The sequence below is a fragment of the Sedimentitalea todarodis genome (assembly GCF_032595355.1).
Taxonomy (GTDB): domain Bacteria; phylum Pseudomonadota; class Alphaproteobacteria; order Rhodobacterales; family Rhodobacteraceae; genus Sedimentitalea; species Sedimentitalea todarodis.
Genome location: NZ_JASMWN010000015.1, coordinates 40,969 through 65,223, shown reverse-complemented (window position 1 = coordinate 65,223; position 24,255 = coordinate 40,969). Strand labels below are relative to the sequence as shown.

General features: G+C 58.1%; 16 protein-coding genes. 7 read left to right on the top strand and 9 right to left on the bottom strand.

The window, feature by feature from the left end:
* Positions 1–54 precede the first annotated feature (54 nt).
* The 7 genes from QO231_RS17145 to QO231_RS17115 all read right to left on the bottom strand — a co-directional run bounded on the left by QO231_RS17145 (position 55) and on the right by QO231_RS17115 (position 12,587).
* The gene (locus QO231_RS17145) at positions 55–2,856 is read right to left on the bottom strand and encodes a hypothetical protein (protein ID WP_316779147.1); all 2,802 of its coding nucleotides are present in this window, start codon (positions 2,854–2,856) and stop codon (positions 55–57) included.
* Positions 2,857–2,879: 23 nt separating this feature from the next.
* Positions 2,880–5,513 (bottom strand): hypothetical protein, encoded by a 2,634-nt coding sequence (locus QO231_RS17140; protein ID WP_316779145.1) that lies wholly within the window; start codon positions 5,511–5,513, stop codon positions 2,880–2,882.
* Positions 5,514–5,821: 308 nt separating this feature from the next.
* Positions 5,822–8,188 carry a DUF1989 domain-containing protein gene (locus QO231_RS17135; RefSeq protein ID WP_316779142.1) on the bottom strand — a complete coding sequence of 789 codons (2,367 nt, stop codon included), beginning with the start codon at positions 8,186–8,188 and terminating at the stop codon, positions 5,822–5,824.
* Positions 8,185–8,541 carry a cupin domain-containing protein gene (locus QO231_RS17130; protein WP_316779140.1) on the bottom strand — a complete coding sequence of 119 codons (357 nt, stop codon included), beginning with the start codon at positions 8,539–8,541 and terminating at the stop codon, positions 8,185–8,187. Before QO231_RS17130 ends, QO231_RS17135 begins: the two co-directional genes overlap by 4 nt.
* A 29-nt stretch (positions 8,542–8,570) precedes the next feature.
* Entirely contained in the window at positions 8,571–10,541 is a 1,971-nt protein-coding gene (locus QO231_RS17125) for an ABC transporter permease (protein ID WP_316779137.1), read from the bottom strand.
* The gene (locus QO231_RS17120) at positions 10,541–11,569 is read right to left on the bottom strand and encodes a quaternary amine ABC transporter ATP-binding protein (RefSeq protein ID WP_316779136.1); all 1,029 of its coding nucleotides are present in this window, start codon (positions 11,567–11,569) and stop codon (positions 10,541–10,543) included. Before QO231_RS17120 ends, QO231_RS17125 begins: the two co-directional genes overlap by 1 nt.
* Positions 11,570–11,645: 76 nt before the next feature.
* On the bottom strand, positions 11,646–12,587 hold the full coding sequence (locus tag QO231_RS17115) for an ABC transporter substrate-binding protein (RefSeq protein ID WP_316779134.1): 942 nt from the start codon (positions 12,585–12,587) through the stop codon (positions 11,646–11,648).
* Between the two features lie 233 nt (positions 12,588–12,820).
* On the opposite strand from QO231_RS17115, the gene QO231_RS17110 reads away from it, so the two are divergent.
* The gene (locus tag QO231_RS17110) at positions 12,821–13,747 is read left to right on the top strand and encodes a LysR substrate-binding domain-containing protein (protein ID WP_316779130.1); all 927 of its coding nucleotides are present in this window, start codon (positions 12,821–12,823) and stop codon (positions 13,745–13,747) included.
* A gap of 209 nt (positions 13,748–13,956) precedes the next feature.
* Here QO231_RS17110 and QO231_RS17105 read toward each other — a convergent pair whose 3' ends face one another.
* The gene (locus QO231_RS17105; protein ID WP_394356621.1) at positions 13,957–15,156 is read right to left on the bottom strand and encodes an ROK family transcriptional regulator; all 1,200 of its coding nucleotides are present in this window, start codon (positions 15,154–15,156) and stop codon (positions 13,957–13,959) included.
* Between the two features lie 197 nt (positions 15,157–15,353).
* On the opposite strand from QO231_RS17105, the gene QO231_RS17100 reads away from it, so the two are divergent.
* The 5 genes from QO231_RS17100 to QO231_RS17080 all read left to right on the top strand — a co-directional run bounded on the left by QO231_RS17100 (position 15,354) and on the right by QO231_RS17080 (position 21,186).
* Positions 15,354–16,364 carry a substrate-binding domain-containing protein gene (locus tag QO231_RS17100; RefSeq protein WP_316779124.1) on the top strand — a complete coding sequence of 337 codons (1,011 nt, stop codon included), beginning with the start codon at positions 15,354–15,356 and terminating at the stop codon, positions 16,362–16,364.
* Positions 16,365–16,471: 107 nt separating this feature from the next.
* The gene (locus QO231_RS17095) at positions 16,472–17,554 is read left to right on the top strand and encodes an ABC transporter permease (RefSeq protein ID WP_316779121.1); all 1,083 of its coding nucleotides are present in this window, start codon (positions 16,472–16,474) and stop codon (positions 17,552–17,554) included.
* On the top strand, positions 17,530–18,336 hold the full coding sequence (locus QO231_RS17090; protein WP_394356615.1) for an ATP-binding cassette domain-containing protein: 807 nt from the start codon (positions 17,530–17,532) through the stop codon (positions 18,334–18,336). The genes QO231_RS17095 and QO231_RS17090 overlap by 25 nt, the downstream gene beginning before the upstream one ends.
* 526 nt (positions 18,337–18,862) lie before the next feature.
* A complete protein-coding gene (locus tag QO231_RS17085; RefSeq protein WP_316779116.1) occupies positions 18,863–19,372 on the top strand; it encodes a FecR family protein in 510 nt (169 codons plus the stop codon).
* Positions 19,369–21,186, top strand: a complete 1,818-nt coding sequence (locus tag QO231_RS17080) for a CHASE2 domain-containing protein (protein WP_316779113.1) — start codon at positions 19,369–19,371, stop codon at positions 21,184–21,186. The genes QO231_RS17085 and QO231_RS17080 overlap by 4 nt, the downstream gene beginning before the upstream one ends.
* A gap of 223 nt (positions 21,187–21,409) precedes the next feature.
* Here the strand turns inward: QO231_RS17080 and QO231_RS17075 are convergent, their stop codons facing one another.
* The gene (locus tag QO231_RS17075) at positions 21,410–22,645 is read right to left on the bottom strand and encodes a cytochrome P450 (protein WP_316779110.1); all 1,236 of its coding nucleotides are present in this window, start codon (positions 22,643–22,645) and stop codon (positions 21,410–21,412) included.
* A gap of 426 nt (positions 22,646–23,071) precedes the next feature.
* Between QO231_RS17075 and QO231_RS17070 the strand changes: the two genes are divergently transcribed.
* Positions 23,072–24,139: a glycosyltransferase family 61 protein gene (locus tag QO231_RS17070; RefSeq protein ID WP_316779109.1), complete on the top strand. Its 1,068-nt coding sequence runs from the start codon at positions 23,072–23,074 to the stop codon at positions 24,137–24,139.
* Positions 24,140–24,255 lie beyond the last annotated feature (116 nt).

Sequence of the window (24,255 nt, the reverse complement as noted above, 5' to 3'; positions counted from 1 at the left end):
TATCAGCATGTGCTCTGGCTGCAGTCGTCATGTTCTGGTCATGAACTCTGGCCCCTAATCTGCACCAATTGCTTCCACGACGGATTTGGCCGCTTTCTCCGCGAGTTCCGCCTTTGCAGAAAGGGCTTCGAGGTAATCGAGCATTTCCTTGTGGTCGGCACCGTCAGGGTCTTTCGGATGGTATTTCTTGATTGCCTCGACAACGGCACCGGCAGCATCCTGTGCCTTTTCTACATCCTCTTTTTTGTCGGTATCCTTGATCATGTAATTCTCGCCAAATACGTTGATCAAGCCATCAGGCAAGGCATCGATCACCATCAATTTTGCGTTGATGACCGTATTGTCTTCGTCTCTGCGCACCGGCGGATCGGCCTTGGTGAACGCGGTCATACAGAATTTGGAGTAACTGATCGCTGTCAGTTCGACCTCGCCGGGGTGCCATTTCTTCGGCGTTGCGATTGCCCGCAGAATGGTGGGATCGTCACGATACACCGTTTCGAGATATTCTACGACTTTGCTGACATTGGTCGTTGGGTTGGCGAGTGTTTTCTCATTCAACCCGCACCGTTTCAGGCAAATCACCGCCACCTTGTTCTTGTCGGTCACCGCACCATAAGCCATCGCATATTTCGCCAGCGTCGGATTGGCACGGATTGCTTCTCTGACAGACTTGCGGTCCTCTGGTTTGGCCTTCTTGTAAAGGCTCCACGCCTGGGCCATCTCCGCTGTCGTCTTGACCGTGACGGCAACGGACAGCAACCCCTGACCTGCCGCCGCAGCCCCCGCGACGGCGGCTCCTGCGGCGGCGGCCGGTGCCCCCATACCCGAGGCAAGTGCCGCCGTTTCCACCGCCTTTGCCAACAACTGAACGGCCAGCAGACCAACCTTGATATCCAGTTCCACCTGTTGGCTGACCTGCTGATAGAACTCGGAATAGGCAGCATCGGCCAAGATTGACTGGGCGTTTTTCGCATCACGCAGATTGCGGCGCCATTTGTCGACATGCCGGGCCCGCTGCACCGCTTCGGTGATCGAGAACATCAATTGCGTGGCCACCGGTGCAATGCCCGCCGCCGGGACAAAGGCCGCAATCATCCCGGTTGTTCCGGTGGCGATCTTCTTGGCCATGTCAAAAATCATCTGGTCGCGACGAACCATGGCCATCAACTTGTCGATATTGTTGACCGATCCCTGTTTGAGCTTTTGGGCGCGCTCGTAGCTTTCCTCGTCGACCGGAAGCAGTTCCGCAAAGCCTTCCGGATCCTGTTCGGCCATCTCTTCGAGCCGCTTGCGTTCTTCCTCGGCGTTCTTCTTGATCTGTTCGGTGGCGGCCTTGCGGATCGGATCATTGACGATACTGTCGATGATCCGACCCATATCACCCATGCTTGCGATGACCGCCTCGTCGCCAGCCATCTTTGCGCCCTTCTTGTTCAGAAGCTCATGCAGCTTTTTCCGTTCCCCGGGGTCCGAGACATTCTTGTCAATGGCCTCTCCGATGCCCTTTTCGATCTCTGCCGCAACGATCTTTTCGACCGAATTGAACTGGGCGGTCAATTCGACCTGGAATGCGCCGATGACATTTTTCGGGTCGAACGGTTCCTTTCTGACGGCATCCATGACCCGCTTGGAGGAACCGATGCCAGAGACACCCTTGGACAAGTACCCGCCGATAGCGGTCAGCCCGGGATCTCCGGATGCACCCATACCGGAGCCGATTGCCGATCCGAGCGCTTCGGCGGCACCGGCATAATCCTTCTTGGCCAGCTTTTCGCCGACTTTCGCACCCTTGACCGATGTGGAGACTATGGCGGTCACCATCGCGCCCATTTCCTTGCCGGCGGCGGCCGACACGATCGAGGTCAGGGCCGGAATTGCAGCTTCGGCGGCCCCCAGAATGTCCTGGTGCTTGACGATCTTTTCGGCTCCGGTCTGCACCGACGCGGTGGTGATCTTGAGCATTGTGGCGAATTGCGCCACTTGCTTTGGCGTATCCCCGATACCGTCAATGCCGACCAACCCTCCCGCGGCACTGGCCGTCGCGCCCAGGAGATCCTGCCCGATCTGGAAACCCGGACCGAGATCGGCAAGAAGCTGGCCCATCTTTGTCTGGTTGCTGGTGTATTCTTCGAGACGCTTCTTGTAGGCCTCCATCGCCCCTGCCCCAATCCGCGCGGCTTCGGAATAGGCGGTGGGGATCATGTTCTCGGGAACGATACCCTCGCGCTTCATCGGCTCCCAGAGATCTTCTGACAGGCGACGTTCCGCCTCGAGCTTTTCCGCTTCTTCGTCATAGCCGAACAGCTTGTCGATCTTGCGGGCTTCGAGGTCGTCAAGGGCCTCTTTCAGCGCCTCTTCGTCACCGGCGAGGTCTTCTTCCAGTTTCTTCTTGTCGGCGACAAATTTCGCTTCAATCTCGTCTTTGCTCAGGGCCTTGTAGATCGGGTAACCATCACCGTCGGTCAATTCCTTCATCTCGTTCTGAACATCGATGATCTGATCATAGGCTTCGCCGATTCCGTCCAGTTCCTCCTTGCTCAAGGCTTTGGAGCCCGGAACATCATGCCAGGTGTCGATCTCTCCCAGCGGGCCTTTGTTCTTGTCGATCGACTTCATCGTGTCGACCTTGCCAAAGGCGGCCTTGAACTTTCCGACGACGCCGTCCGGAATCATCTCGATCTCGAAGGTCAGGCCCTCGCGGATCGTGTCGCCCTTCCCCGCAATCAGACTGGCCGCGAGGTCTTGTCCGGTCTTGCGTTTCTCAATGCTGACCTCGGCTGTTTTCGCCGCACTGATGGCCAGACCGAAATCTGCAACCCATTTCCGTTCACTGATGTTGAAGGCATCGTTTGGCATGGCTTTGGTCTCTTTCTGTCTGATCAGGTCTGCACGACTGCTTTGCGCTCGATGTCATCAAGCATGGAACGCGCGGCATCCAGACTGAGCCCCGGGCCAAACGGCGTAGCCCCATCGGCGTTTTGCAACCGGGGATCCTTGTCCAGAATTACCCGGATCAGACGGGCACCGCGCAGCATCTCTTCACGCGCCCGCAAATGGTCGCCCTTGTCAAAGGTTTTCAGTGCCGATCTGAACACTTCGCCATCGATCTTCTTCATGGCCTCGGCCAATGCCTTCGTCACATCTTCGGCCAGTTTCTTTTCGTCCTCTTTCTTGGTCGCACCCACGATGGCGTTTTCGAGGTCGCCCACCGCTTTCTTGAGCACGCCAAACTGCTTGTCCCATGTCTCCGGGATTTTCTTGAACGACCGCAGGTCAAGCCCCTGCATGGCCCGCAAGATGTCCTCCTGACAAATCATGAGCATCGCCTGTGCATCATCCATGACTTCGGATTTGTAGAGCTTCTTGGCCTGGCTGATCTGCTTTTGGACATCCTTGAGATCAGACTTCCCCTTCTTTGATTTGACGATCCCCTTGGCAACCGAGAGGTCTTCTTGGCATTGCTTGATCAACGCCTTGACCTTCTCCCTGCGTTCCTTCAGCGCCGCATCTTTCGACAAGCCCTTGGCCTGATCGGCCATCAATTCGCGGATCACGACCTGATCGGCCATTTTCACCTTGGAACTCTCCGAACTCTGGGCGCTGAGTTCGCCCTTGTCGTCATAAACCACCCCGGACTTCTTGGTCTCGCTGGTATCGACGGCCGTCCATAGTTTCAGCTTGGTCAGCAGCTTCTCGATGTCCTTATCGACCTGATCGCGATCGCATTTCTCGTCTTCCATGGAGCGTTTGATCGTTTCAAACGTGCTAAGCGCATCGCCTGCGAACCTGGTCTTCTTTTTCTTGTTCGAGGACAGGTCCTGAACTTTCTTGTCGAGGCTTTTGCGGAGCTTCTCGATCTCGGCACACTGAGTCTTTTTCGCGGCCCGCCATGCGACGATCTTGGCCGCAATCTGGGCAAAACTGTCTGGTCCGGTCAGAATCTTGTCCCTGAGCGCCTTGTAGGCCTTTTCGGCGGCCGACATGCCGATCTTTGGCCATTGCTTGTCCAACTCGGAAAAAGCGTCTTTCAACTCGGCATGCAGGGCCGGACAAGCCTTGCGGTGATCCTTGACCCCCAACCCCTTCTTGATCTCGGAACGGAGCGCCTGGATGCGTTGCTCGTAGGCAAAGAAGTCTTCGAGTTCCTCGATCATTTTCTGGGCCCCGTCGAGGACCTTGTTGGCCATGTCGATGTTTTTCTTGTTCGGCTGCCGACTTTGCATAACATTACTGGCCAAGAGCAACTGGTCGATTGCAGGCTGCGCAAATTCGGCCAAACCCGACATCAACGCCATATCGAGATAGGACTCCTGGAACCTCTGTTTCAGCTTGGCGTAGCGCCGGGTCACAACCTGATAGTCTTTTTCGTAGTCGCCATAGCGTTTCGCGGATTCGGCATTGAGCAGGACCTTGAAATCCATGAGCAGGACGAGCCGTTTTCTCGGATCGCCCTCACTTTCGATTGCGGCCAGGTCATCCTTCAGATCATTCGCGCCAGGATTGCCCCAGCTGATCAACGACTGGATCAGCGCCTTCGCGTTTGCAACTTCATCAGCAACCAATTGGGCCTGGGCTTCGTCTTGCTGGGCAATCAACGCCTGACGCACGCTCTCTACAATGTCGTCAATCTTGTCCTTGTGGTCCTTGAAAAAGATGCCGGCCTGTCGTGACAGGTTTTCGGCCTCGTCATCGATCTTTTTCATTTCGTCTCTGATGTCCTGCAGCCCCGTGGCATAGTCGGGGTCGGTTTCATCGAGAGAGTCCACTGCCTCTGCCGGCTTGACTTGCCCCAGGGCACGCTTGCTCAGGATATCGAATTCGCGCTCGTATTGTCCCTGCTCGGGCACTTGCACCGCCTTTGGCGGCAGGTCGGCAAACTTGATCAATGCCTTTTCCGTCAAACTCCTAAAGTCCGAGACGGCCTTGAATCTGGAGTCGGCAAGTTTTCCAATGGTTTCGTATACGCGTTTCTTGGCCTCGCTGTTTTCCAGCTTTTTCAGCGCTTCGGCGTGCTCGGACATCTGGTCGTCATGTTCCTTTGCGACCTCCTTGCCGAGTTCCTTGAAGACCTTTTGTTCGTTCTTGGCCTTCGTTTCGCGGGCCTTCTTCTGCTTTTGTTCAAGTTCCTTTCTCGCCTTCTCGCGCTTGGCTTTTGCGGCTTTGGCGCTCTTGGCAAACTCACCAAGAGCGTTCAGAAGTTCAAGCGCCTCGACAAGATTGCCTTTCTCCGCAAGTTCCCTCGCGTCATTCAGGCCAACAAGGACGTCCGGCCGGCCCTGATCAATGTCGATTGTGCCTTCGATGTCGTCCTTCAGGCTCTTGGCTTTTTTGGCGTACTCATCGTAATCCTTGATTTTCTGCTTTTCGGCCTTGTCGATTTTTTTGACGGTCTTGGCAGTCAGGTCTTCGACTTTCTTGCCACCGAGAATGAACTTTTCGAGAAACTCGATCTGACCAGAGGTCATGTCAGCCAATCGACCCTTCGTACCCTTGGTCGTCGTGCCTAGTGCCATGGCCTGTCCTCCAATACGATCATCCGGCCGATCAAGTCCGATACTCGGTCGCCGAGGATACCCGGTTGATCGTGGCCTACGGCGTACCCTACGTCAACTTTCGACCGGGCGTATCGTGTTTTCGTTCAGGTTTTGGAGATATGGTTTTGAGGACCGATTGAATTTTACGACAAGCATGAGAAACCCCGGTGCCATTGCGAAAGCTCTTGGTCCGGTTCTATCTGGCGCAGAAATCAGGCGCACGGCCTCGGGAGGGCAACATATGCCGTCGTCCCAAAGCTCAGGTTCCTCGTTGATCGCGCCGGTGTTCAGTAGTTGCCCTTCACCCGTTCCTTTGTCGGATCAAAATGCGGGAAACGGACAACCGTCGCTTTGAGACGTTTCTGATCGCCGTCGAGCCGACCGATCTCGAGTGCTGTGCCAATCTCGGAATGGGTCACATCGACCCGAGCCAAGGCAATGACCTTGCCCAGAATCGGGGATTTCACGGCAGATGTCACAATGCCCACCTGCGGCTTGCCGAAATGCACGCAATCTCCCGGTGTCGGGACAATGCCGCCGTCCAGGTCGAGCCCCACCAGTTTCTTCTGTGGGTTTGCCTTGCGCTGTTCCAACGCCTTGCGACCGATAAAGTCATCCTCTTTGGACTTCAGCGGCACGGCAAAGCCGATCCCTGCCTCCATCGGGTCGGTCTGATCGTCGAACTCCGAGCCGGCAAAGATCAGCCCGGCCTCGATGCGCAACATGTCGAGCGCGGCAAGCCCGAGCGGGATCATCCCCACCGGCGCGCCGACCTCCCAGATCGCATCGAACACCTTTTCGGCGTCCTTGGGATGGCAGAACACCTCATAACCCAACTCACCTGAATAGCCGGTGCGGCTGACCACGACCGAAGGCCCGTGGAAATCACCGATCCGGGCAATGGACAGGCGGAACCATGGCAGTTCCTCGACCGTGGCCTGTTGTGGCGGTGTCCAGATTACCTGCTTCAGGATATCGCGCGACAGCGGCCCCTGCACGGCGATGTTGCAGTGATGATCGGTCGAGGACCGCACCCAGGCATTCAACCCGCGTTCCTGCGCCTGCTTGCGCAGCCAAAGGCCGGATTGGTCGTTGCCACCGATCCAGCGGAAGTTGGTTTCGCCAAGACGATAGACGGTGCCATCGTCGATCATGCCGCCGTGGTCGTAACACATCGCCGTATAGACAATGCCGCCGACGGCCAGCTTCTTGATGTTGCGAGTCACGCAGACCTGCATCAATTCTTCGGCGTCCGGGCCGGTGACCTCGTATTTGCGCAAGGGCGACAGGTCCATCACCACGGCTTTCTCGCGCGCCGCCCAATACTCGGCGATCGCGCCGTAATTGGTCATCTGGTTGGGCAGCCAGTAGCCCGCGTATTCGACGAATTCGCGAGTGTGGCGTGCAAAACACTCGTAAAATCCGGTCTTCTTGGTTTCTTCCACGTCAGCCTCCGGGGTCTTGCGCCAACCTATCGAGCGCTTGAAATCTTCTGTTTCGCCGTACACCCGGACCTGGATGTCGGACGGGTTCCATCCATTCGCCGGATCCACATCACAGGGACAGGCGGTCGAGACGCAGACCAGATCGGTCAACGCGCGCAGCATCACGTAATCGCCGGGCCGGGAATAGGGATCGTCCATGCCGATCGCATTAGTATCGTCCAGCAACGTATTGAAAAAGAAGTTGATTGCTGGCCAACCGCCGCGCGGCCGGACACCAAACGCACCCAGTTCGCGGTTGATGTTGTCGGAACAGTTCACGTGACCGGGATACCCAAGGTCTTCGTAGTAGCGCGCGGTACAGGCCAGCCCAAAGGTGTCATGACGCCCGACCGTATCCTGTACGATCTCGACCAGAGGCTCCTGATCAGAGGAGAAATACTTGCTGAAGAGTCCCGGCTGCGGATAGAGCGACCCCATCAGCGAACGCGTCGTGGTCGGATCTATTTCCCGCTCCAGCCCATTGTCGAGCGCGCGCAGAGAGAATGCCTGAAAGTCGGAACATTCGCGGCCCTGGACATCGAGGATCTGGATGTATTGCCCGGCCTTGACCTCAAAGGGCCTGGCCTCGCCCGGCTGGATGTTCAGATCGGCCAGCGGATCGGCGAGCGGGTCCGGCGGGACAAGCCCGTCCTTCTGCTTGCCCGGATTAGCACGGCGAACATAGAGCACCACTTCGGTCGGTGCCCATTGCTCGTGCGGCTCCATCGCACCGCCGGGGGCACAGACGATCAGAAGCCCGTCTCGAGAGGCAACGAAACTGGCATAGTCGCCGGGATTGGAACCTTCGGGAAAGACAATGGCGCCGTCGGCCTTTCCGATGTCGAAACCTGCGGTGTCCAGCGCGCGCATGACCCGCGCACCCGAGGCATCGCCCGACAATGCGGCCTTCAAACCCTGCGGATCACGCCCGCCCGTCGCGCCGATCATCCCGGCGTCAGAGGTCCCGTCGGGCGCAAAGAAAACCAGTTCTACCGGCTGAAGCCCTTCGCGGTCCTGTACGGTGATCTGATCGCCCTTGCGAATCTGTACCGCGCGGCTGCCGCCGCCGGGCACCGGGTGTCGCTCGACACCATGCGGCAGGATCGGCAAGCCCGGCGTGACAACGCCGGCCCGCTCGTACGGGGTTGGGAATACCGGGAGGATATTCATGTTTCTGCAGTCCATTCATTGTCGTTTAGTTTGCGGGTCCGCCCGTGATGGGTGACGATCAGCTTGCATCCCGAAGGCGAGATGGAGGAGTGGCGTGACCCTGCCCGTAAACAGACGAAATCGCCTGCGGCATAGATATGGCCATCAAAATCCACGAGTTCGCCTTCGAGAACGTAGAATTCCTCCATCCCGACATGTTCGTGCGGCCAACTGCTGGCCCCCGGAGCCAAGAGCATCAGGTAGCTGCCGCGCCCGGATTCCTCGTCGAAAGAGATGTTGTGCCACCAGACATCGTCGCAGACGCGATTATCGATCGTCATCGGCTCGTAGGCGGCGCCGGTCACGCGTGACACAATTCTATCTTCGGCAATCCGGCCCATGATCAGCCCAATCCGAGCGCTTTGCGGCGCTCATTGGACCAGCGCATAATGATGTGATCAAAAGTCAGTGCCATCAGCGCGACGCACATGCCCAATACGAAGTTCTTGCCCAGGTCGTTACCCGCGAGCGTCTTCTGCAACTCTTGTCCCAGATCCTGAGTGCCGATGAAGGCGGCGATGATCACCATGAAGAAGGCAAACATGATGGCCTGGTTGAAACCCACCGCCATCGTCGGCAATGCCAGCGGCAATTGCACCTTCATCAGTTTCTGCTGCCGTGTCGCCCCAGCCATGTCCGCAGCCTCGATCAGCTCGGGCGGTACGGCGCGCATGCCTTCGATCGTATAGCGGGTCAGGGGCACGGTGGCGAAAATCAGGATGGCAAAGACAACGGCCACGTCATTGACGCTGAACAGCATGATTGCCGGGATCAGGTAGATGAAGCTGGGAAAGGTCTGCATCGTGTCGCATGCCAAGAGGATCGGCTCGGCCCATTTCGGATTGCGCGCGGCGGCGATGCCCAGAGGGATACCGATCAGCACCGCGAGGATGACGGCCGAGATCACGGCATAGAGCGTGATGATCGAGCGGTCCCACCAACCGGTGAGCGCGATGACTGCGAAGAAGCCGCCGACCAGCAGCGCCGATTTGCGCCCGCCGACGGCATAACCTGCGGCGGCAATGGCCAGCACGACGGTCGACGTCGGCAGCCAGAGCAAACCATCGCGGAACGGGATCAGCACCCATGTGATCAGGAACCAGCGCAGCCAATCCGTAATGCCGGTCACGGTGTCATTGGCAAGGGCTGTACGGATCACCGTGTCGATCTCTTTGCCCATCGACAGTTCCTGATCGCGGGTGATGTGGTCTGCGACCTGCACGAACTGTGCCACAATGATGAACCCGACAAAGACCGCAAAACCGGTGACGAGCGTCTTGTGGCGGGTCAGCCAGGTCGCGCCGCGCTCGAAATGCTCGGGCTGCTTGACAACCCAGGCCTTGGAGAGCCGATCCAGCGTCACCGCAATCAGCACGATGGTGATGCCAATCTCGAAGCTGCGGCCCAGTTTCAGCGAGTTCATCAGCGACAACAGCTTTGCACCCAGTCCCGGCATGCCGATAAAGGCGGTCAGCACGACCATCGCGAGGCAAAGCATGATGACCTGGTTCACGCCGACCAGGATCTCGGTCCGGGCGGCGGGCAGATAGACATGGCGCAGCATCTGCCAGCGGGTCGATCCGGCCATGTTGCCGGCCTCCACAACCTCGGGTGAGACCTTTTTCAGGCCGAGCGAGGTCATCAGCACCATCGGTGGTATGGCATAGATGATCGTGGCCACGCAGCCCGCTGTGGGGCCGACCTTGAAGAAGATCACGGCGGGCAGAAGATAGGTAAAGAACGGCAGGGTTTGCAGGATGCTCAGAACCGGCATCAGGAACCGTTCAAAGCGCGCCGACTTCCACGCGAAAATTCCAAGAACCAGTCCAAGCAGAAAGGCGACGGGTGCGGCGACGACAATCACCGACATGGTCTGCATCGCCAGCTTCCACTGGCCGATCAGCGCCACCCAGACAAAGGTGCCGCCAGCCAGCGCGGCCATCCGCCAGCCGCCCAGCCAGTAACCGATCACAGCGGCGACGCCTGCGATGGCGGTCCAGGGGATCGGATCGAAGTTCGGCCAGCGACGCTTGCCGTAAAGCAGGTTGGCGGTGAGATCGAGCAGGTATTCGAGGCCTGCCGCGATGCCGCGTGTCAGGTAGATCAGGCCGAGGTCGTCCTTGATGAAATCAAACAGCGCTTGCAACCAGACGTCATAGGGCAAGACCGCCCACTCCGGCACCCTGATCAGGAAATCGGGCAGGATTGGACGAGCGATGGCCAGCGCCACGGCGGCCAGCAGCAGGATCTGCGCCATCCTGAGCTTGGTTTGTCGGGCGCTCGTCACGGCGATATCGGTCTGGGCCACCGCCATCATTTTGCTCCAAGCAGGACGTCAAGCGCCTCTTGCCGGTTCATGATTCCGATCAGTTCGCCGTTCTTGCCGGCCACGGGAAGTTCATCGCGGGTGTCGTCCACCAACTGCCGGGCCAGTTGCAGGATCGTTGCGCCGGCGGGGACCGGAACACCCTCGGGAACATGCCCGTTCACCGGATTGGCAAGGACACCGGCGTGCACAACACGAGACTTTTCAATATCTTCTGTAAACTTCCTAACGTAGGGGGTCGCCGGGTTCAGTACGATCTGGTCCGGTGTGTCGCATTGTTCGATTGCACCATCTTTCATGATGGCGATCCGATCAGCCAGACGCAGGGCTTCATCAAAATCATGGGTGATGAAAACGATGGTCTTGCCCAGCATCTCTTGCAGGCGCAGGAATTCATCCTGCATTTCACGACGGATAAGAGGATCAAGCGCAGAAAACGGTTCGTCCAGAAACCAGATGTCCGGTTCGATGGCGAGACTGCGGGCAATGCCGACGCGCTGCTGCTGTCCACCGGACAGTTCACGCGGAAAGTACTCTTCGCGCCCCTCCAGTCCGACAAGCTTGACCACTTCGAGCGCCCTCTCGCGGCGGTCGTGCCTGTCCTGACCGCGCATCTCCAGCGGAAAGGCGACGTTTTCCAGCACCGTGCGGTGCGGCAAGAGGCCGAAACTCTGGAACACCATGCCCATCTTGTTGCGGCGCAGATCAATCAAATCCTTGTCACTGAGCGCGCCGATATCCTGTCCGTCCACCTTGATGGTGCCTCCGGTGATCTCGTGCAGACGAGAGAAACAGCGCACCAGTGTCGATTTGCCCGAGCCGGAAAGACCCATGATGACAAGCATCTCGCCCCGGGTGATGTCCAGCGTCACGTCGTGAACACCGGCGATGTACCCGTCCTGCTGGATCTCTTCGAAACTGCGGCCTGCGGGCATGCTGGCCAGATATTTCTCCGGGCGCGGGCCGAACAGTTTCCAGACATTGGAACAGGATATCACGGTCTCTTGCGACGGCATCTGGTTTCTCCCGAAGGTGGAACCCGCCAATCATGGGATCGACGGGTTCATTTCAATTGTGATCAGACGGGTGAAATCAGCCGGTCCAACCTTCCCAGATGTCCGGGTTGGCTTCCAGCCATGCGGCCGCTGCTTCTTCGGGCTCCATCTCGTCCACGTCGACCAGCTTGGCCATTTCAGCGATCTGCGGGTTGGTGAAGGAGATCTGGGACAGCGTCTCGTATGCGGCCGGCCATTTTTCCTTCATGCCGTCCCAGGCCGCGATCTTCAGGTATCCCGTCGCGGGATTGCCACAGTCATAGGTTGCATCCGGATTCGGACCGACCGACGGATCTTCGTCACAGCCAGCGACCCAGGTCGGGAACTCGACAAATTCACCTGGCCAGACCGCCTCGGCAAAGTTTGGCGTCCAGTTAAAGACCACGACCGGCTTCTTGTCTTTCTCGGCAGCGCCGATCTCGGCCCAGAGTGCTGCGGCCGAGCCTGCGTTGACGACGACGAAATCCATCTCGAGCGCATCGACACGCTCCTGGTCATGCTTCAGCCAGTCGACCGGTCCGCCGAGGAAGCGGCCCTTGTCTCCGGTTTCCGGCGTCGCGAAAACTGCGGCACAGGCGTTCAGCGCTTCCCAATCGGGAAGGCCCGGGCAGCTTTCCTTGGTCCAGGCCGGATACCACCAGTCTTCGCGGGTAACGGCGTTGTGTTCGCCGGCGGCGTGAATGCCCCCTTTTTCGACGGCGGCGTCAAAGGACGCGCCAAAGGCACCTTCCCAGACTTCGAGTTCCAGCGTCACGTCGCCAAGCCGAACCGATTCATAGACCGCCTGGCTATCGGTGGTGACATATTCGACGTGGCTGCCCATGCTTTCGAAGATCTGGCCGACCACGTGGCTCATGACGATCTGCGAGGACCAGTTGTGAATGGGAATGACGATCGGATCGTCACTGTCGGCGGCGAATGCGCCGTTTGCCGATATGGCGACCATTGCCGCGACGGGCAGTGCAATATTCAGTTTCATGACCTCTCCTGGGTTGGTTATTCATTGGCGCCGAGTCACTTTCGCCCGACCTGGGACGCATCTTGATCTCAAAACCGAGATTCTCTGCATAGATTTTTTGAGCGCTTTGCCGCGAAAAATTGCTGGCAGGATCAGGTCTCGTCCGCCAAGATGAAAGCAGTGTCGGAAGGAAAAGAAACCCCGGCCCACTTCCGGCCCCTGAATCGGCCGGGGCAAAAAGCCCAGTTGCGAGAATGATGAAAGAGACCTCCATATCCCTCCCGCCACTTGACTACATGCTGGCCTTCGAGGCGACGGCGGAAGCGGAAAGTTTCGTTGCGGCCTCGAAATCGCTGAACATCAGCGAAACGGCGATCAGCCGGAAGGTGCGGCTGCTGGAATTGCATTACGGCGTGCCCTTCTTTCTCCGCGGGCATCGATCGATCAGCATCACCCCGCAGGGCGCCGTGTTCCTCGCGCGGATTAAGCCGGCATTGGACATGCTGCGCGATGCGTCCCGCAAGACCATCGCCGATCACCGGGACCGGCCTGTCACTCTGGCGGCCACGAACTCTGTCGCGGCGCTCTGGCTGATGCCGCGATTGCAGAAATTCAATCAGCACAACAAGCATTTGAAAATCATGCTGGTGTCGTCGGATGACGACAACGAATGCCTGTCTGACAATGTCGACCTTGCGATCCTGCGCGGCGACGGGATCTGGCCCGGGTATGACGCCCAGATGTTGTTTGGCGAAACCGTTTTCCCGGTCTGCTCGCCCGAATACCTGGAGGCCAACCCGACGGTGGCGGATCCGGCCAGGATTCATACGCTTGACTTGATCGAGGTGTCATCCAGTCACCGCGAATGGATGAACTGGCGCACCTGGCTTGAAAGCGCCGGGTTCGCGGTCAAAGACCTGCATCAAGGCTCGCTCTTCAACACTTACCCACTTTCGGTGCAGGCGGCGGTTGAGGGATTGGGTATCGCATTGGGCTGGGGGCACCTCGTGGATCCCCTCTTGCAGCGGCAAAAACTCGTGCGCCCGTTGGGGTCTGCCAAGGTGCGCACGGATCATGGCTATTACTTGCTGAAATCCGAACGCAAGAAGGGCTTCGATGAATGTCGGGTTGTCGAGGAATTGCTGTTGGGGTTCAGCGCGGAGCGCACGCGGTATGGCTGAGGCCCTGTCGTCGGGCAACTGAAGTGCACAAGTTCTGCCCGATCCCGGAACACCTGCAAGGATCAGCAACCACGCTCCTCATATCATTCATTAAGAAAACATGACAATATGTTGTTTATATTAATAATTATGAAAGTGGGATCGAGAGTTTCCGGTACCGCAGCCAGATTGCCTGCGTGTGCCGGTTCGAATGTCCGGCCAAGAACGGTCTATAATGTGGAGAGTCCGGAATTCGTGTTGAGCAGAAATTGTGAGAAAATCGGGCTGCTGGCGGCACCGATGCTTCGGGCGTTTTCGCCGACACGTCCCGCCTCGACCTTCGGGACGATCAATCCACGGGTGTCCTGATTGATCAGGTATCGCCGAACTCGTTCCACCAGTTCGTTCCGTACATCAGGCGGAAACGCGCCATCGATGAGAATAGCCTCGAAATCGATGACTGAACAAACAGACAGCAAAGCCCTGGCCAGCTCCTGCGCCGTTGTCCCGATCCAGGGACCCACGTAGCGGCTCAGCCCGCTCCAGTCCTGCGGTTTTTTCCATAGGATCTGCGGGTCAATCCCGGCCTCGACCAATCGCGCCTCTAGGAGGTGGATAGAGGCCGTGTCAATGAGTTGCTGACTCTCACCCAGAGGGCCGGTTGTCCGCATTGACCCGAGCGCACCTGCGTTGCCCTGGCTCCCCTCGAAAACGGTCCCGTTCAGCGCGACCCCGCCCCCAACGAATGAACCTACGTAGAAATAGGCAAAATCGCGAAACTCCTTGCCGCGACCATAGAGATGCTCGGCGTGGCAGGCTGCTGTCGCATCATTCACGACAAACACGGGAAGATCACTGAACTTCGCAACCTCTTGGGCGAAATCAGTGTCCCTCCACGAGCGAAACCTGTCCGCGGCAACGCCGACAAGATCGTGCCATTTCCACAGTTCGAAGGGTGTACCAATGCCAATACCACTGACGCGATCGTGCAGCCCCGGAGGCAGGTCGCCGAGCAGGGTCTTGATGCCTTCCCTGAGAAAGCCGAACACGGCATCCGGCATTGGGTAGTCGTATGTCGTATAGATTTGCTGTCGCACCCTGCCCCCAAAGTCGAGCAACAACAGGTCGGCGCTTCTGCGTCCGATCTTCAGGCCACAGGAAAACGCACCATCAGGGTCCAACTCCATCGGAATCGAGGGCTTGCCGACCTTTCCCCGTATCGGGTCGCCTTTTCGAACAAGCCCATCTTCTTCGAGCTCGCGCAAGATGGTTGAAACGGTTGGTCGCGACAGCCCGCTGTGCCGTGCCAGATCAGCGCCAGAGAGCGCCCGATGGCGCTGCAGCAAGGACAGAAGCAACCGTTCGTTGTGATCGCGAATGCCTCGCTGATTCACCCCGGCACCGCGCACCCTGACATTTGTTCCATCCATGACCCCGACCATAGTTCCCGCTCCTCTCTTATGGAAGATACACAAGGTATATTAATTAGTAAAGTTTACAAACTAATTGACTTTGCCAGGGGAATCAGCCACTTTGATATGCAACCTGCAGAGGAGAACAGGCTGCGGGTTCGAATGCGGCCAATGCAGGCCTCGAACGACACGACGAACTTGAATGGGAGGACACCATGAAAAAACTACTGACATGTTCAGCAATTGCCTTGGCCGCTTTTGCCGGGAACGCTCTTGCGGAAACCAACGCGTGCTTGATCACAAAGACCGACACCAACCCGTTCTTTGTAAAGATGAAGGAAGGTGCGTCCGAAGCCGCTGCCGCCAGCGCCATCAACCTGTCGACCTTTGCCGGGAAATATGATGGTGACGTCGAAACCCAGGTTGCCGCCGTCGAGACCTGCATCGCGTCGGGCGCCAAGGGAATCCTGATCACCCCGACCGACAGCCGCGCGCTGGTGCCGGTCATCACCCAGGCCCGCGAATCCGGTGCCATCGTCATCGCATTGGATACTCAGTTCGAGCCGGCGGATGCAGCGGATGCGACCTTTGCAACCGATAATTTCAAGGCCGGCGAACTGATCGGTGAATGGGCCAGGGCCACCATGGGTGATCAGGCCGAGAACGCCAGGATCGCACTGCTGGACCTGAACGCTTCCGAAGTTTCGGTCGACTATCAGCGCAACAACGGCTTCCTCCAGGGGTTCGGCATCGACATCAAGGATCCGACCGATATCGGCGACGAAGACGACCCGCGCATCGTCGGCAACGACGTGACCGACGGCTCGCCCGACGGTGGTCGCACCGCGATGGAGAACCTGCTGCAACTCGATCCGGAGGTCAATCTCGTCTATACCATCAATGAGCCTGCCGCCGCAGGGGCCTATGAGGCGCTGAAATCCTTCGGCAAGGAAGAGGGTGTCCTGATCGTCTCGGTCGATGGCGGCTGCCCGGGCGTGCAGGACGTCGCGGGTGGCGTCATCGGCGCGACCTCGATGCAGTTCCCGCTGCTGATGGCGTCAAAGGGCATCGAGGCCATCAAGACCTTTGCCGAGACCGGCGAAAAGCCGCAGAACAGCGACGGGCTGGATTTTTACAACACCGGCGTAGAGCTGATCACCGATGCACCCGTTGACGGCGTGCCTTCGATCACGTCCGAGGAAGGCCTGAAGAAATGCTGGGGTTGATCCCGAGCTAACCTCTCCGGCAGGGCGCTGCCGCCCTGCCGGCCCCTATCCCACTATTTTGACGCAGTCTAATGCCGCAACCAGGCTTGTCGGCGAGGGAGAGAGTCATGTCTGAACCAACACAACCGGCCAAACAGGGCCAGGATTTCGAACAGACCCTGGATCGAAGTGACACCAAGGTCGCCGAATTCGATGCAAAACAACATACGCTGCTGGAGCGTATCCAGCACCTGCTGCACAATAATCCCACGCTGGTACCGGTGATCGTCCTGATCCTCAGCCTCGCCGCTTTCGGCCTGATCGCGGGTGGAAAGTTCTTCTCCGCCTTCAATCTCAGCCTGATACTACAGCAGGTTTCGATCATTGGCATTCTTGCAGCCGCCCAGTCTCTTATCATCATCACCGCAGGCATCGACCTTTCGGTTGCCGCCATCATGGTTCTGATGTCGGTTGTCATGGGTAATCTTGCAGTTTTCGCAGGGGTGCCATCCGGCATTGCCATTCTGGTGGGCCTCGCTGGCGGCTTTGGCGCTGGCCTCATGAACGGATGGTTCATTACCAAGGTCAAGCTGCCGCCCTTTATCACCACGCTTGGCACCTGGTCGATTTTCTACGCGTTGTTGCTCTGGCTGTCCGGTGCCCAATCCATCCGGGGCCAGGATATCGATACCGAAGCTCCGTTTCTAAAGTTCTTCGGAACCACGTTCGAAATCGGCGGTGCACGGATCACCCTGAGCGCGGTTCTGATGATCGTTGTGTTCATCGTGCTCTGGTACATGCTGAACAAGACAGCCTGGGGGCGTCATGTCTATGCCATCGGCGACGACAAGGAAGCCGCCGATCTTTCCGGTATCCGAACCAATCGCACATTGCTTTCGGTTTACGGGCTTGCCGGGTTCGTCTGCGCGCTGGCAGGTTGGGCTTCGATCGGCAGGGTCGGCTCGATCTCTCCACAGTCGTTCTACGAGGGGAACCTGGATTCGATTACCGCGGTGGTAATCGGTGGCATCTCGCTCTTTGGTGGGCGCGGCTCGATCATGGGGGCTCTCTTCGGCGCGCTGATCGTGGGGGTGTTTCGCTCCGGCCTCCGCCTTTCGGGTGTGGATGTGCTCTGGCAGGTCTTTGCCATCGGCTGGCTTATCATCATCGCGGTCGCAATCGACCAATGGATCAGAAGGGTTTCGGCATAATGGAAAACGCAACTCCTGTTGTACAGGCCCGCGGAATCGTGAAGCGCTATGGCCACGTGACCGCGATCGACCACTCCGATTTCGAACTGCGCCCCGGCGAGGTTCTCGCCGTGATCGGAGACAACGGTGCCGGCAAATCATCTATCGTCAAGGCGATTTGCGGCGCCACCATTCCCGACAAGGGCGAAATCCTGATCGAAGGAAAACCGGTCAGGTTCAGCTCGCCCATCGAAGCGCGGGATATGGGGATCGAGATCGTCTACCAGAACCTTGCCCTGTCCCCTGCCCTGTCGATTGCGGACAACATGTTCACAGGCCGTGAGATCCGCAAGGAAGGCTGGATGGGAAAGTACCTGCGCATGCTTGACAAGCCCGCCATGGAGAAGTTCGCGCGCGACAAGCTGACCGAACTGGGGTTGATGACGGTGCAGTCGATCAAGCAACCGGTCGAGACCTTGTCAGGTGGGCAGCGCCAGGGTGTCGCCGTGGCGCGCGCGGCGGCCTTTGCAACCAAGTTCATCATCATGGATGAGCCGACCGCAGCCCTTGGCGTCAAGGAAAGCCGCAAGGTGCTTGAATTGATCCAGGACGTGCGGGCGCGTGGCATACCCATCATCCTGATCAGCCACAACATGCCGCATGTGTTCGAGGTCGCCGACCGCATCCACATTCATCGGCTGGGCAAACGGCTGTGCACCATTGATCCCAAGGACTATACCATGTCCGACGCCGTCGCCTTCATGACCGGCGCCAAGGAACCGCCAGCCCAGGACGTCGCCTGAACACCCGAACTGAACGGATCAGGGCGTTGCTGGACACGGGTTCAGCGACGCCTTGTTTGTGGACGACATGGATGGGTCGCGCTTGCCCGCACGGGTCAGTTCCAAGCCGGCAAATGCCAAGCGGAACGTTGTTCGATTCAGAACCGGCAAACCTGCGAGATCGGTCGTCCATACTGTATTCCCTCCGCGCAGCACTCCCGAGCCACGGACGCCAACACGTCCGAGCGAATCCCAAGCGGCGTCTTCTGTTCAATTTGATGATCTGTATGCGCACATGCTGGACACCGGTTTCTACGGTGCGCATTTCGCTGCCGGAACCTCTCTGCATGTTCCCGCCGATAACTAACAGAATTGGGATTGATTTCAAGTTGCGCCCCGGCTCTGCCTTGGTGAACAACCGGGGGAATTTCCATTCACGCCGCCGTGTCCGATAGCCGGCTGGTCCGCACTGTGAAGCCCGGAACTATGTGCTATCTTGCGCGCAATCGACGAGTTTTTTGCCCTTCAAGTGACAGGTGGCTTTACTATGAGTTTTGCGAGAATGATGATTGTCTCGGCGCTGCTGATGTTTCACGCGCTGCAGGCCCATGCGCAGATGCCGGAGAACTGCGCATTGACCGCTGTTTCCGATTCTGACCGCTATGTGCTCAAATGTGCCGGGAATCTAGTGATCGAGATGGATGCCGCGACAAAACTGGGCATCGCCAATGGCCGCGACGGCCTTGCCGAACGCGTGACATTGACCGGGGGCACGGTTTTGATCGACGTGGAACCAGGCGGTGCCGCTCCGCAAATCCGGACGCCACACGCGATCGCGGCCGTGCGCGGAACGGTCTATGCCGTTGATATACAATCCAGTTCGACGGCGGTTTTCGTCGTGCGCGGCGCGGTCAACGTCCGCCATCTGCACGGATCAGACGGATCGGTGGAACTGCAAGCCGGACAGGGCGTCGACGTCACTCCTGGGCAAAGTCTGGAGGTAAAGACCTGGGGCGAGGGCCGGGTTCGCACCCTGTTGTCACGCTTCGGGCAGTGAAACCGCCCTTTGGAAGGCGGCTGATCCTCGGGGCGGTTGCCGCGATTGGTGCCGCAGCCTGGGCCGCCACAATTTCGATGCCGCACCGAGAAGGACGGTCCAGCATTCTCGACCCGCTGGAAACGGCGATGGTCAATCTGCGGATGTCGACCTTAGGGGCAATCGAGACACCTGACGACGTGGTGATCATTGCCATTGACGACGCCATGCTGGCCACCGCGAACCCCTTGGCGCAAGGCCGCCAGAATCTGGCCGACCTCATCGATGCAATTGCTGCGGCGGGCGCATCGGTAGCAGCAGTGGACATCCTGCTGACCGACAAAGGCAATTCCTCGGGGGATCGGGCGCTCGCCGCCGCATTGGCAAAGCTGCCGACCGTCATCGCCGCCGCTGGCAGCTTTGCCCACGACCTGACGGGTCAGGGGGTTCCGGTCACTCAGGATGCGCTTTGGCCGCAATCCATGTTCAGTGACGTTTCCGATGTGGGTATGGTCAATATTTCGACGGATCATTCGGGTACACCGCGACATGTGCCGATGGTTTTCATGACCTCCAAGGGCCCCCAGCCTTCATTCGCAGCACAAACGGCGGCCCTGTTCACAGGCGAGACTCTGGATGTTTCCACCGGCGCGTTGACATTGGGACACCGGATCATCCCCCTCGATACCGGATTGCAAATGCCGTTGCGGCTGGCTGGCCCGACCGGGACTGTTACCACCATTCCGGCATTGAATTTGCTGCAAGGACCTGCGGCGGTTGATCTCTCCGGTAAAGCAGTTGTGCTCGGGGTGACGGCCACCGCGCTTGGGGATCGATTTCCAACGCCATTTGATCCCGATCTGCCGGGTGTCGAAGTCATGGCGACAGCGATCTCTCAGATCGTGGGTGGTGAACTGCTGCGCCGTGACGACATGATCCGGCACATTGACGTGATCGGGGCCATCCTGCTGGCAATGATCTGCATCGTTGTGGTTCTGATGCTGCCACTGGCAATCGGCATTCCACTGGCTGCGGGCGCTCTGGTCCTATGGATCGCCGCCATATGGCTGGCCTTCGGGTTTGGCATCTGGCTGAGCGCGGCACTGCCTCTGGCAAGTGCCGGGCCGCTCCTGATTCTGGCCGCGATGCTGCGATACACACATGAAAGGCGTCGGGCGGCGCGCTCGGACAGGGCAGTGACGGCGTTGAAGAAATTTCAATCTCCGGCATTGGCCGACCGAATTGCCGAGAATCCGGAATTCCTGCTGGTGCCGGAGTCCCGTGATCTGGTGGTGTCATTCGTCGATCTGACGGGGTTTACCCAAATCTCCCAGGATTTGGGGCCGGAAGAGACCGAGGCGTTTCTGAAGAAGTTTCACACTTTTCTGGAACAGACCGCTGAAAAACGGGGCGGCATTGTTCTGAACTTCATGGGAGACGGTGCCTTGCTGATGTTCGGGATGTTCGACCAGTCTTCCAACCCGGCGGACAAGGCGTTGCAGGCCGCCCTGAGTATCGCGCAACAGACCCGTGCACTTGGAGAAGCCGAGGGGTTCACGCATCCAATGGGGTGCCGGATAGGGCTGCACTGGGGATCGGTTATTCTGTCGCGCATGGGCAGCGACCGCCAACAGCAGGTCACGATTACCGGTGACAGCGTCAATCTCTGCAGCCGCCTTCTGGAGATTGCCAAGGCCGAGCGCGCGACGATTGCGGCGACAAGCGACTTCATCGCCCGTATCAGCGAACCGCTGCCGTTGCCATTTGACCGGCAGGTGACCCATCCGGTTCGAGGACGGCATGGAGAAGTCGATTTATACGTCTGGCGGCTTTGAACTGGACTGGACCATGTGAAGCGGCATGCCCAAATACCGATAGTCCAGAGGCGGGCTATTTGCCAAGTCCAAGAGGGCTGTGTCACCTAAATAACTAAATAATTTACTATCAATAAGGTATGAAGCGATATTAATGTTTTGAAGTAACTGAACGAGCGCCGATCAAAGCGATTTTCCAACTTGGACTGCCCTGCGGATTGAGTTCGTCCAAGGGCGACTCGTGTCAGGCGGCCTTGGTCACCAACGGCAAGTGCGCAAAACAGCGCAGGTTGAGGTTTGGCCCGAATTTCAGGTCCGTGCTGGCGAGTTCGAACGACGAAAAAGTATCCAGCATTGCATTGATCGCGACACGTGCTTCCAACCTCGCCAGTTGCAGGCCAAGGCAGACATGCGGGCCGGTACCAAACGACACATGGGCCTTTTTCTTCTGATCCAGCCGAAACGCGTCAGGGTCGTCATATCGGTCCGCATCCCGTCCGGCAGAGCCTAGGAAGATCATCAGCAAATCGCCCTTCCGCAGCACCTCGCCGCCAAGCGATGCCTCGCGCGTGACGAGGCGGCCAATGAAATGTACCGGGGGCATGTAGCGTAGAGTTTCCTCAATCATCTGCGGTATCAGGGCGCGGTCGGCCCGCAACGCCGCAGTTACATCCGGTTTGGTGCACATGATGTACATGGCATTGATCAACAGGATCGACGTGGTTTCGTTGCCCGCGTTCAGGAGCAGGATTGCGTTGGCCAAAAGCTCATCAAAACTTAACCTCTCTCCTTCCCGTTCTGCTTCGATCAGGGTTGAAAGCAGATCCGTGCCGCCCCTACCCCGCAGATCGGCTGCCAGCGCGCGCAGGTATTCGCGAAAATCGGCCACGGCTATCTGACCAGCCCGCAGCTGTTCGTCGGTAATCTTGGCATAGAAGTTGAGTGCCACAATCGAAAAGTCGTCACACCAGCGTTTGATCTGGTCCCGGTCTTGTGGCGGAATCCCAAGGATCGCAGAAATCACCAGAACTGGAAGCGGCACGGCAAAACCATCGACGAAATCCATCTGCCCGACATTGGCATGGGGTGCCAGCAAATCTCTGGTCAGCTGTTCCACCAAAGGCGCGTAGCCTTCTATGGCCTTCCGCTTGAAGGCTTGTGCGGTCAGTTTTCGCAACCGGTCGTGGTTTGGCGCGTCCATCTGCAGCATCAACCGTTCGACCACGTCGAACAGCGGCACAAGACTCGGATCAGCGAACCGCTGCCGTCCAAGCGCGAGCCGGTTCGACGAAAAAACCTGCGGATTATGCAAGATCGCTTCAACATCCACCGCCCGAGCCACGACCCAGGCCTGCAAGACGTCGTCCCAAACCACCGGTGCCTCTCTTCGAAGATAGTCATAAAATGGGAACGGATCGGCACGAAAGGCCGCATCAAACATGGCGTGATATGGGATGGCGTTGCCGTGAATGGACTTCATTGTCTCGCCTCATGCATGTTGATGCTCAATGTTGAAGGCCGACGCGCATTGGATCAAGACATTTCCATTGGCGCTTGGCCGCCCAGGCACTGGCCCGCCGCGTGGTCTTGTCAGGGCGTCATAGCCACTCACATTTGATAGGGATCCGATCTGCGGACCTCACCAAGGCTGGCTGTAATGTGTATTGTGCGAACAGGCCGACCAACTGACCATAGCCAAAATGACTTCTGGTACCAACGAATCTCGCGAATTCGTGACTGTCTAAAGACGGCGAGACCGTGCCAGAAAACGCCCCTCGATACCGTTGGGCCAAAAATAGTTCACAGCCAATTCGATGTTGCCAGAGAAGTCAGGGTCGTATTAGTATCTTTTTTTGTTCAAAGTAATTTTGTTAAACAATTTTCTGAAAATCTGGATCGCTATTGAATGAAATCGATTTCCGGCAGCGGCATTAGTGCCAAGCCTCTGACACAGCTCGTATTCAAGTATCTCGGACTCGCTCGGGGCTGTGCCGAATCCGCTGCAGAAACAGTGATCGTTTGCCCTGAAGAAGAAACCCTCGTGGCACCAGCGTTCTATCTTGACGGTCAAACCGACCGGGTGACAGGGGTCGCGGACCACTCCTCTTTCGATCTGGAGAGCATACGCATTGCAGGCGGGCTGTGCAGGCAAGGCGCCACGATTGCATACCGGATCGAGAATTCCTTCTTTTCCGGTGGGCGGCTCTACACCCATCGCTTGCAAAACGCTCAGGGGGCGCAGCGGAAACGGAAATTGATCGCCAAAGTGACCGACGATCTGGAAACGGCCGTGCTTCCCCTGTCTTATTTTGCGGCTATCTATTTCGGCCATATGGTTTTTGATGGCGGCGCCACCGCGTTGATGGCGCAATCGTTCGGCGAAAGCTACATCGACAGGCAGGTGGCCAAGGACACGTCCGGACACGTCGGGCGCTATTGGCAACTTTTCGGTCTCAATTTCACGGCCGTTCGCGACGTGCGTATCAGGGACGCCTGGATCTTTGAGGATCGCGGTATGAACAGCCACAAGGCCGCAAGGCTCAAGACGCTGAGTGCCCGGGTCCGCGCTCTTCCCGGAACACGTTCCGGACACGGGGTGTTTATCCGCCGGCGCGGTTGGGGTACCCACCGCGCGCCTTCGAACGAGGCGGAGCTCGAGGACTACTTCGCCGCTCGCGATTATGAGATCATCGACCCGAGCCAGATGAGCGTCGATGACATGGTTGCCCGCATTCGCGGCGCGCAAAATCTGGTCGGTGTCGAGGGGAGCGGCATGACCCATGGTATGCTCGCAATGGCCCCAGACACCACAGTCGTGATGCTGTTCCCACCCTGGCGGTTCAACAATATGATGAAGGACTATGCCGACGGGCTTGGGATGCGCTATGGATTTGTCGTCGGTAAAGGCGGGCAGGACGACTATGAGGTTGATCCCGAAGAGATCCTGCGAACCATAGAACTTGCAGGACAATGACTAGACGTTCGGTCGATGCAGCTTCATTTCAAGGATCGCAACTTTTCCGGGGAACCCATCGGAGTGCATTGAGTATGCGCTCAGAAAAGAACCATCACTCCAACCTCATTCCGTGC

Excerpts from the sequence above, each read along its gene's own strand:
- QO231_RS17085 (WP_316779116.1), top strand. The coding sequence starts at position 18,863 with ATGAGTTTTGCGAGAATGATGATTGTCTCGGCGCTGCTGATGTTTCAC.
- QO231_RS17075 (WP_316779110.1), bottom strand. The coding sequence starts at position 22,645 with ATGAAGTCCATTCACGGCAACGCCATCCCATATCACGCCATGTTTGAT.
- QO231_RS17090 (WP_394356615.1), top strand. The coding sequence starts at position 17,530 with ATGGATCAGAAGGGTTTCGGCATAATGGAAAACGCAACTCCTGTTGTA.
- QO231_RS17110 (WP_316779130.1), top strand. The coding sequence starts at position 12,821 with ATGATGAAAGAGACCTCCATATCCCTCCCGCCACTTGACTACATGCTG.
- QO231_RS17105 (WP_394356621.1), bottom strand. The coding sequence starts at position 15,156 with ATGGATGGAACAAATGTCAGGGTGCGCGGTGCCGGGGTGAATCAGCGA.
- QO231_RS17100 (WP_316779124.1), top strand. The coding sequence starts at position 15,354 with ATGAAAAAACTACTGACATGTTCAGCAATTGCCTTGGCCGCTTTTGCC.
- QO231_RS17120 (WP_316779136.1), bottom strand. The coding sequence starts at position 11,569 with ATGCCGTCGCAAGAGACCGTGATATCCTGTTCCAATGTCTGGAAACTG.
- QO231_RS17095 (WP_316779121.1), top strand. The coding sequence starts at position 16,472 with ATGTCTGAACCAACACAACCGGCCAAACAGGGCCAGGATTTCGAACAG.
- QO231_RS17125 (WP_316779137.1), bottom strand. The coding sequence starts at position 10,541 with ATGGCGGTGGCCCAGACCGATATCGCCGTGACGAGCGCCCGACAAACC.
- QO231_RS17070 (WP_316779109.1), top strand. The coding sequence starts at position 23,072 with ATGAAATCGATTTCCGGCAGCGGCATTAGTGCCAAGCCTCTGACACAG.
- QO231_RS17145 (WP_316779147.1), bottom strand. The coding sequence starts at position 2,856 with ATGCCAAACGATGCCTTCAACATCAGTGAACGGAAATGGGTTGCAGAT.
- QO231_RS17140 (WP_316779145.1), bottom strand. The coding sequence starts at position 5,513 with ATGGCACTAGGCACGACGACCAAGGGTACGAAGGGTCGATTGGCTGAC.
- QO231_RS17115 (WP_316779134.1), bottom strand. The coding sequence starts at position 12,587 with ATGAAACTGAATATTGCACTGCCCGTCGCGGCAATGGTCGCCATATCG.
- QO231_RS17135 (WP_316779142.1), bottom strand. The coding sequence starts at position 8,188 with ATGAATATCCTCCCGGTATTCCCAACCCCGTACGAGCGGGCCGGCGTT.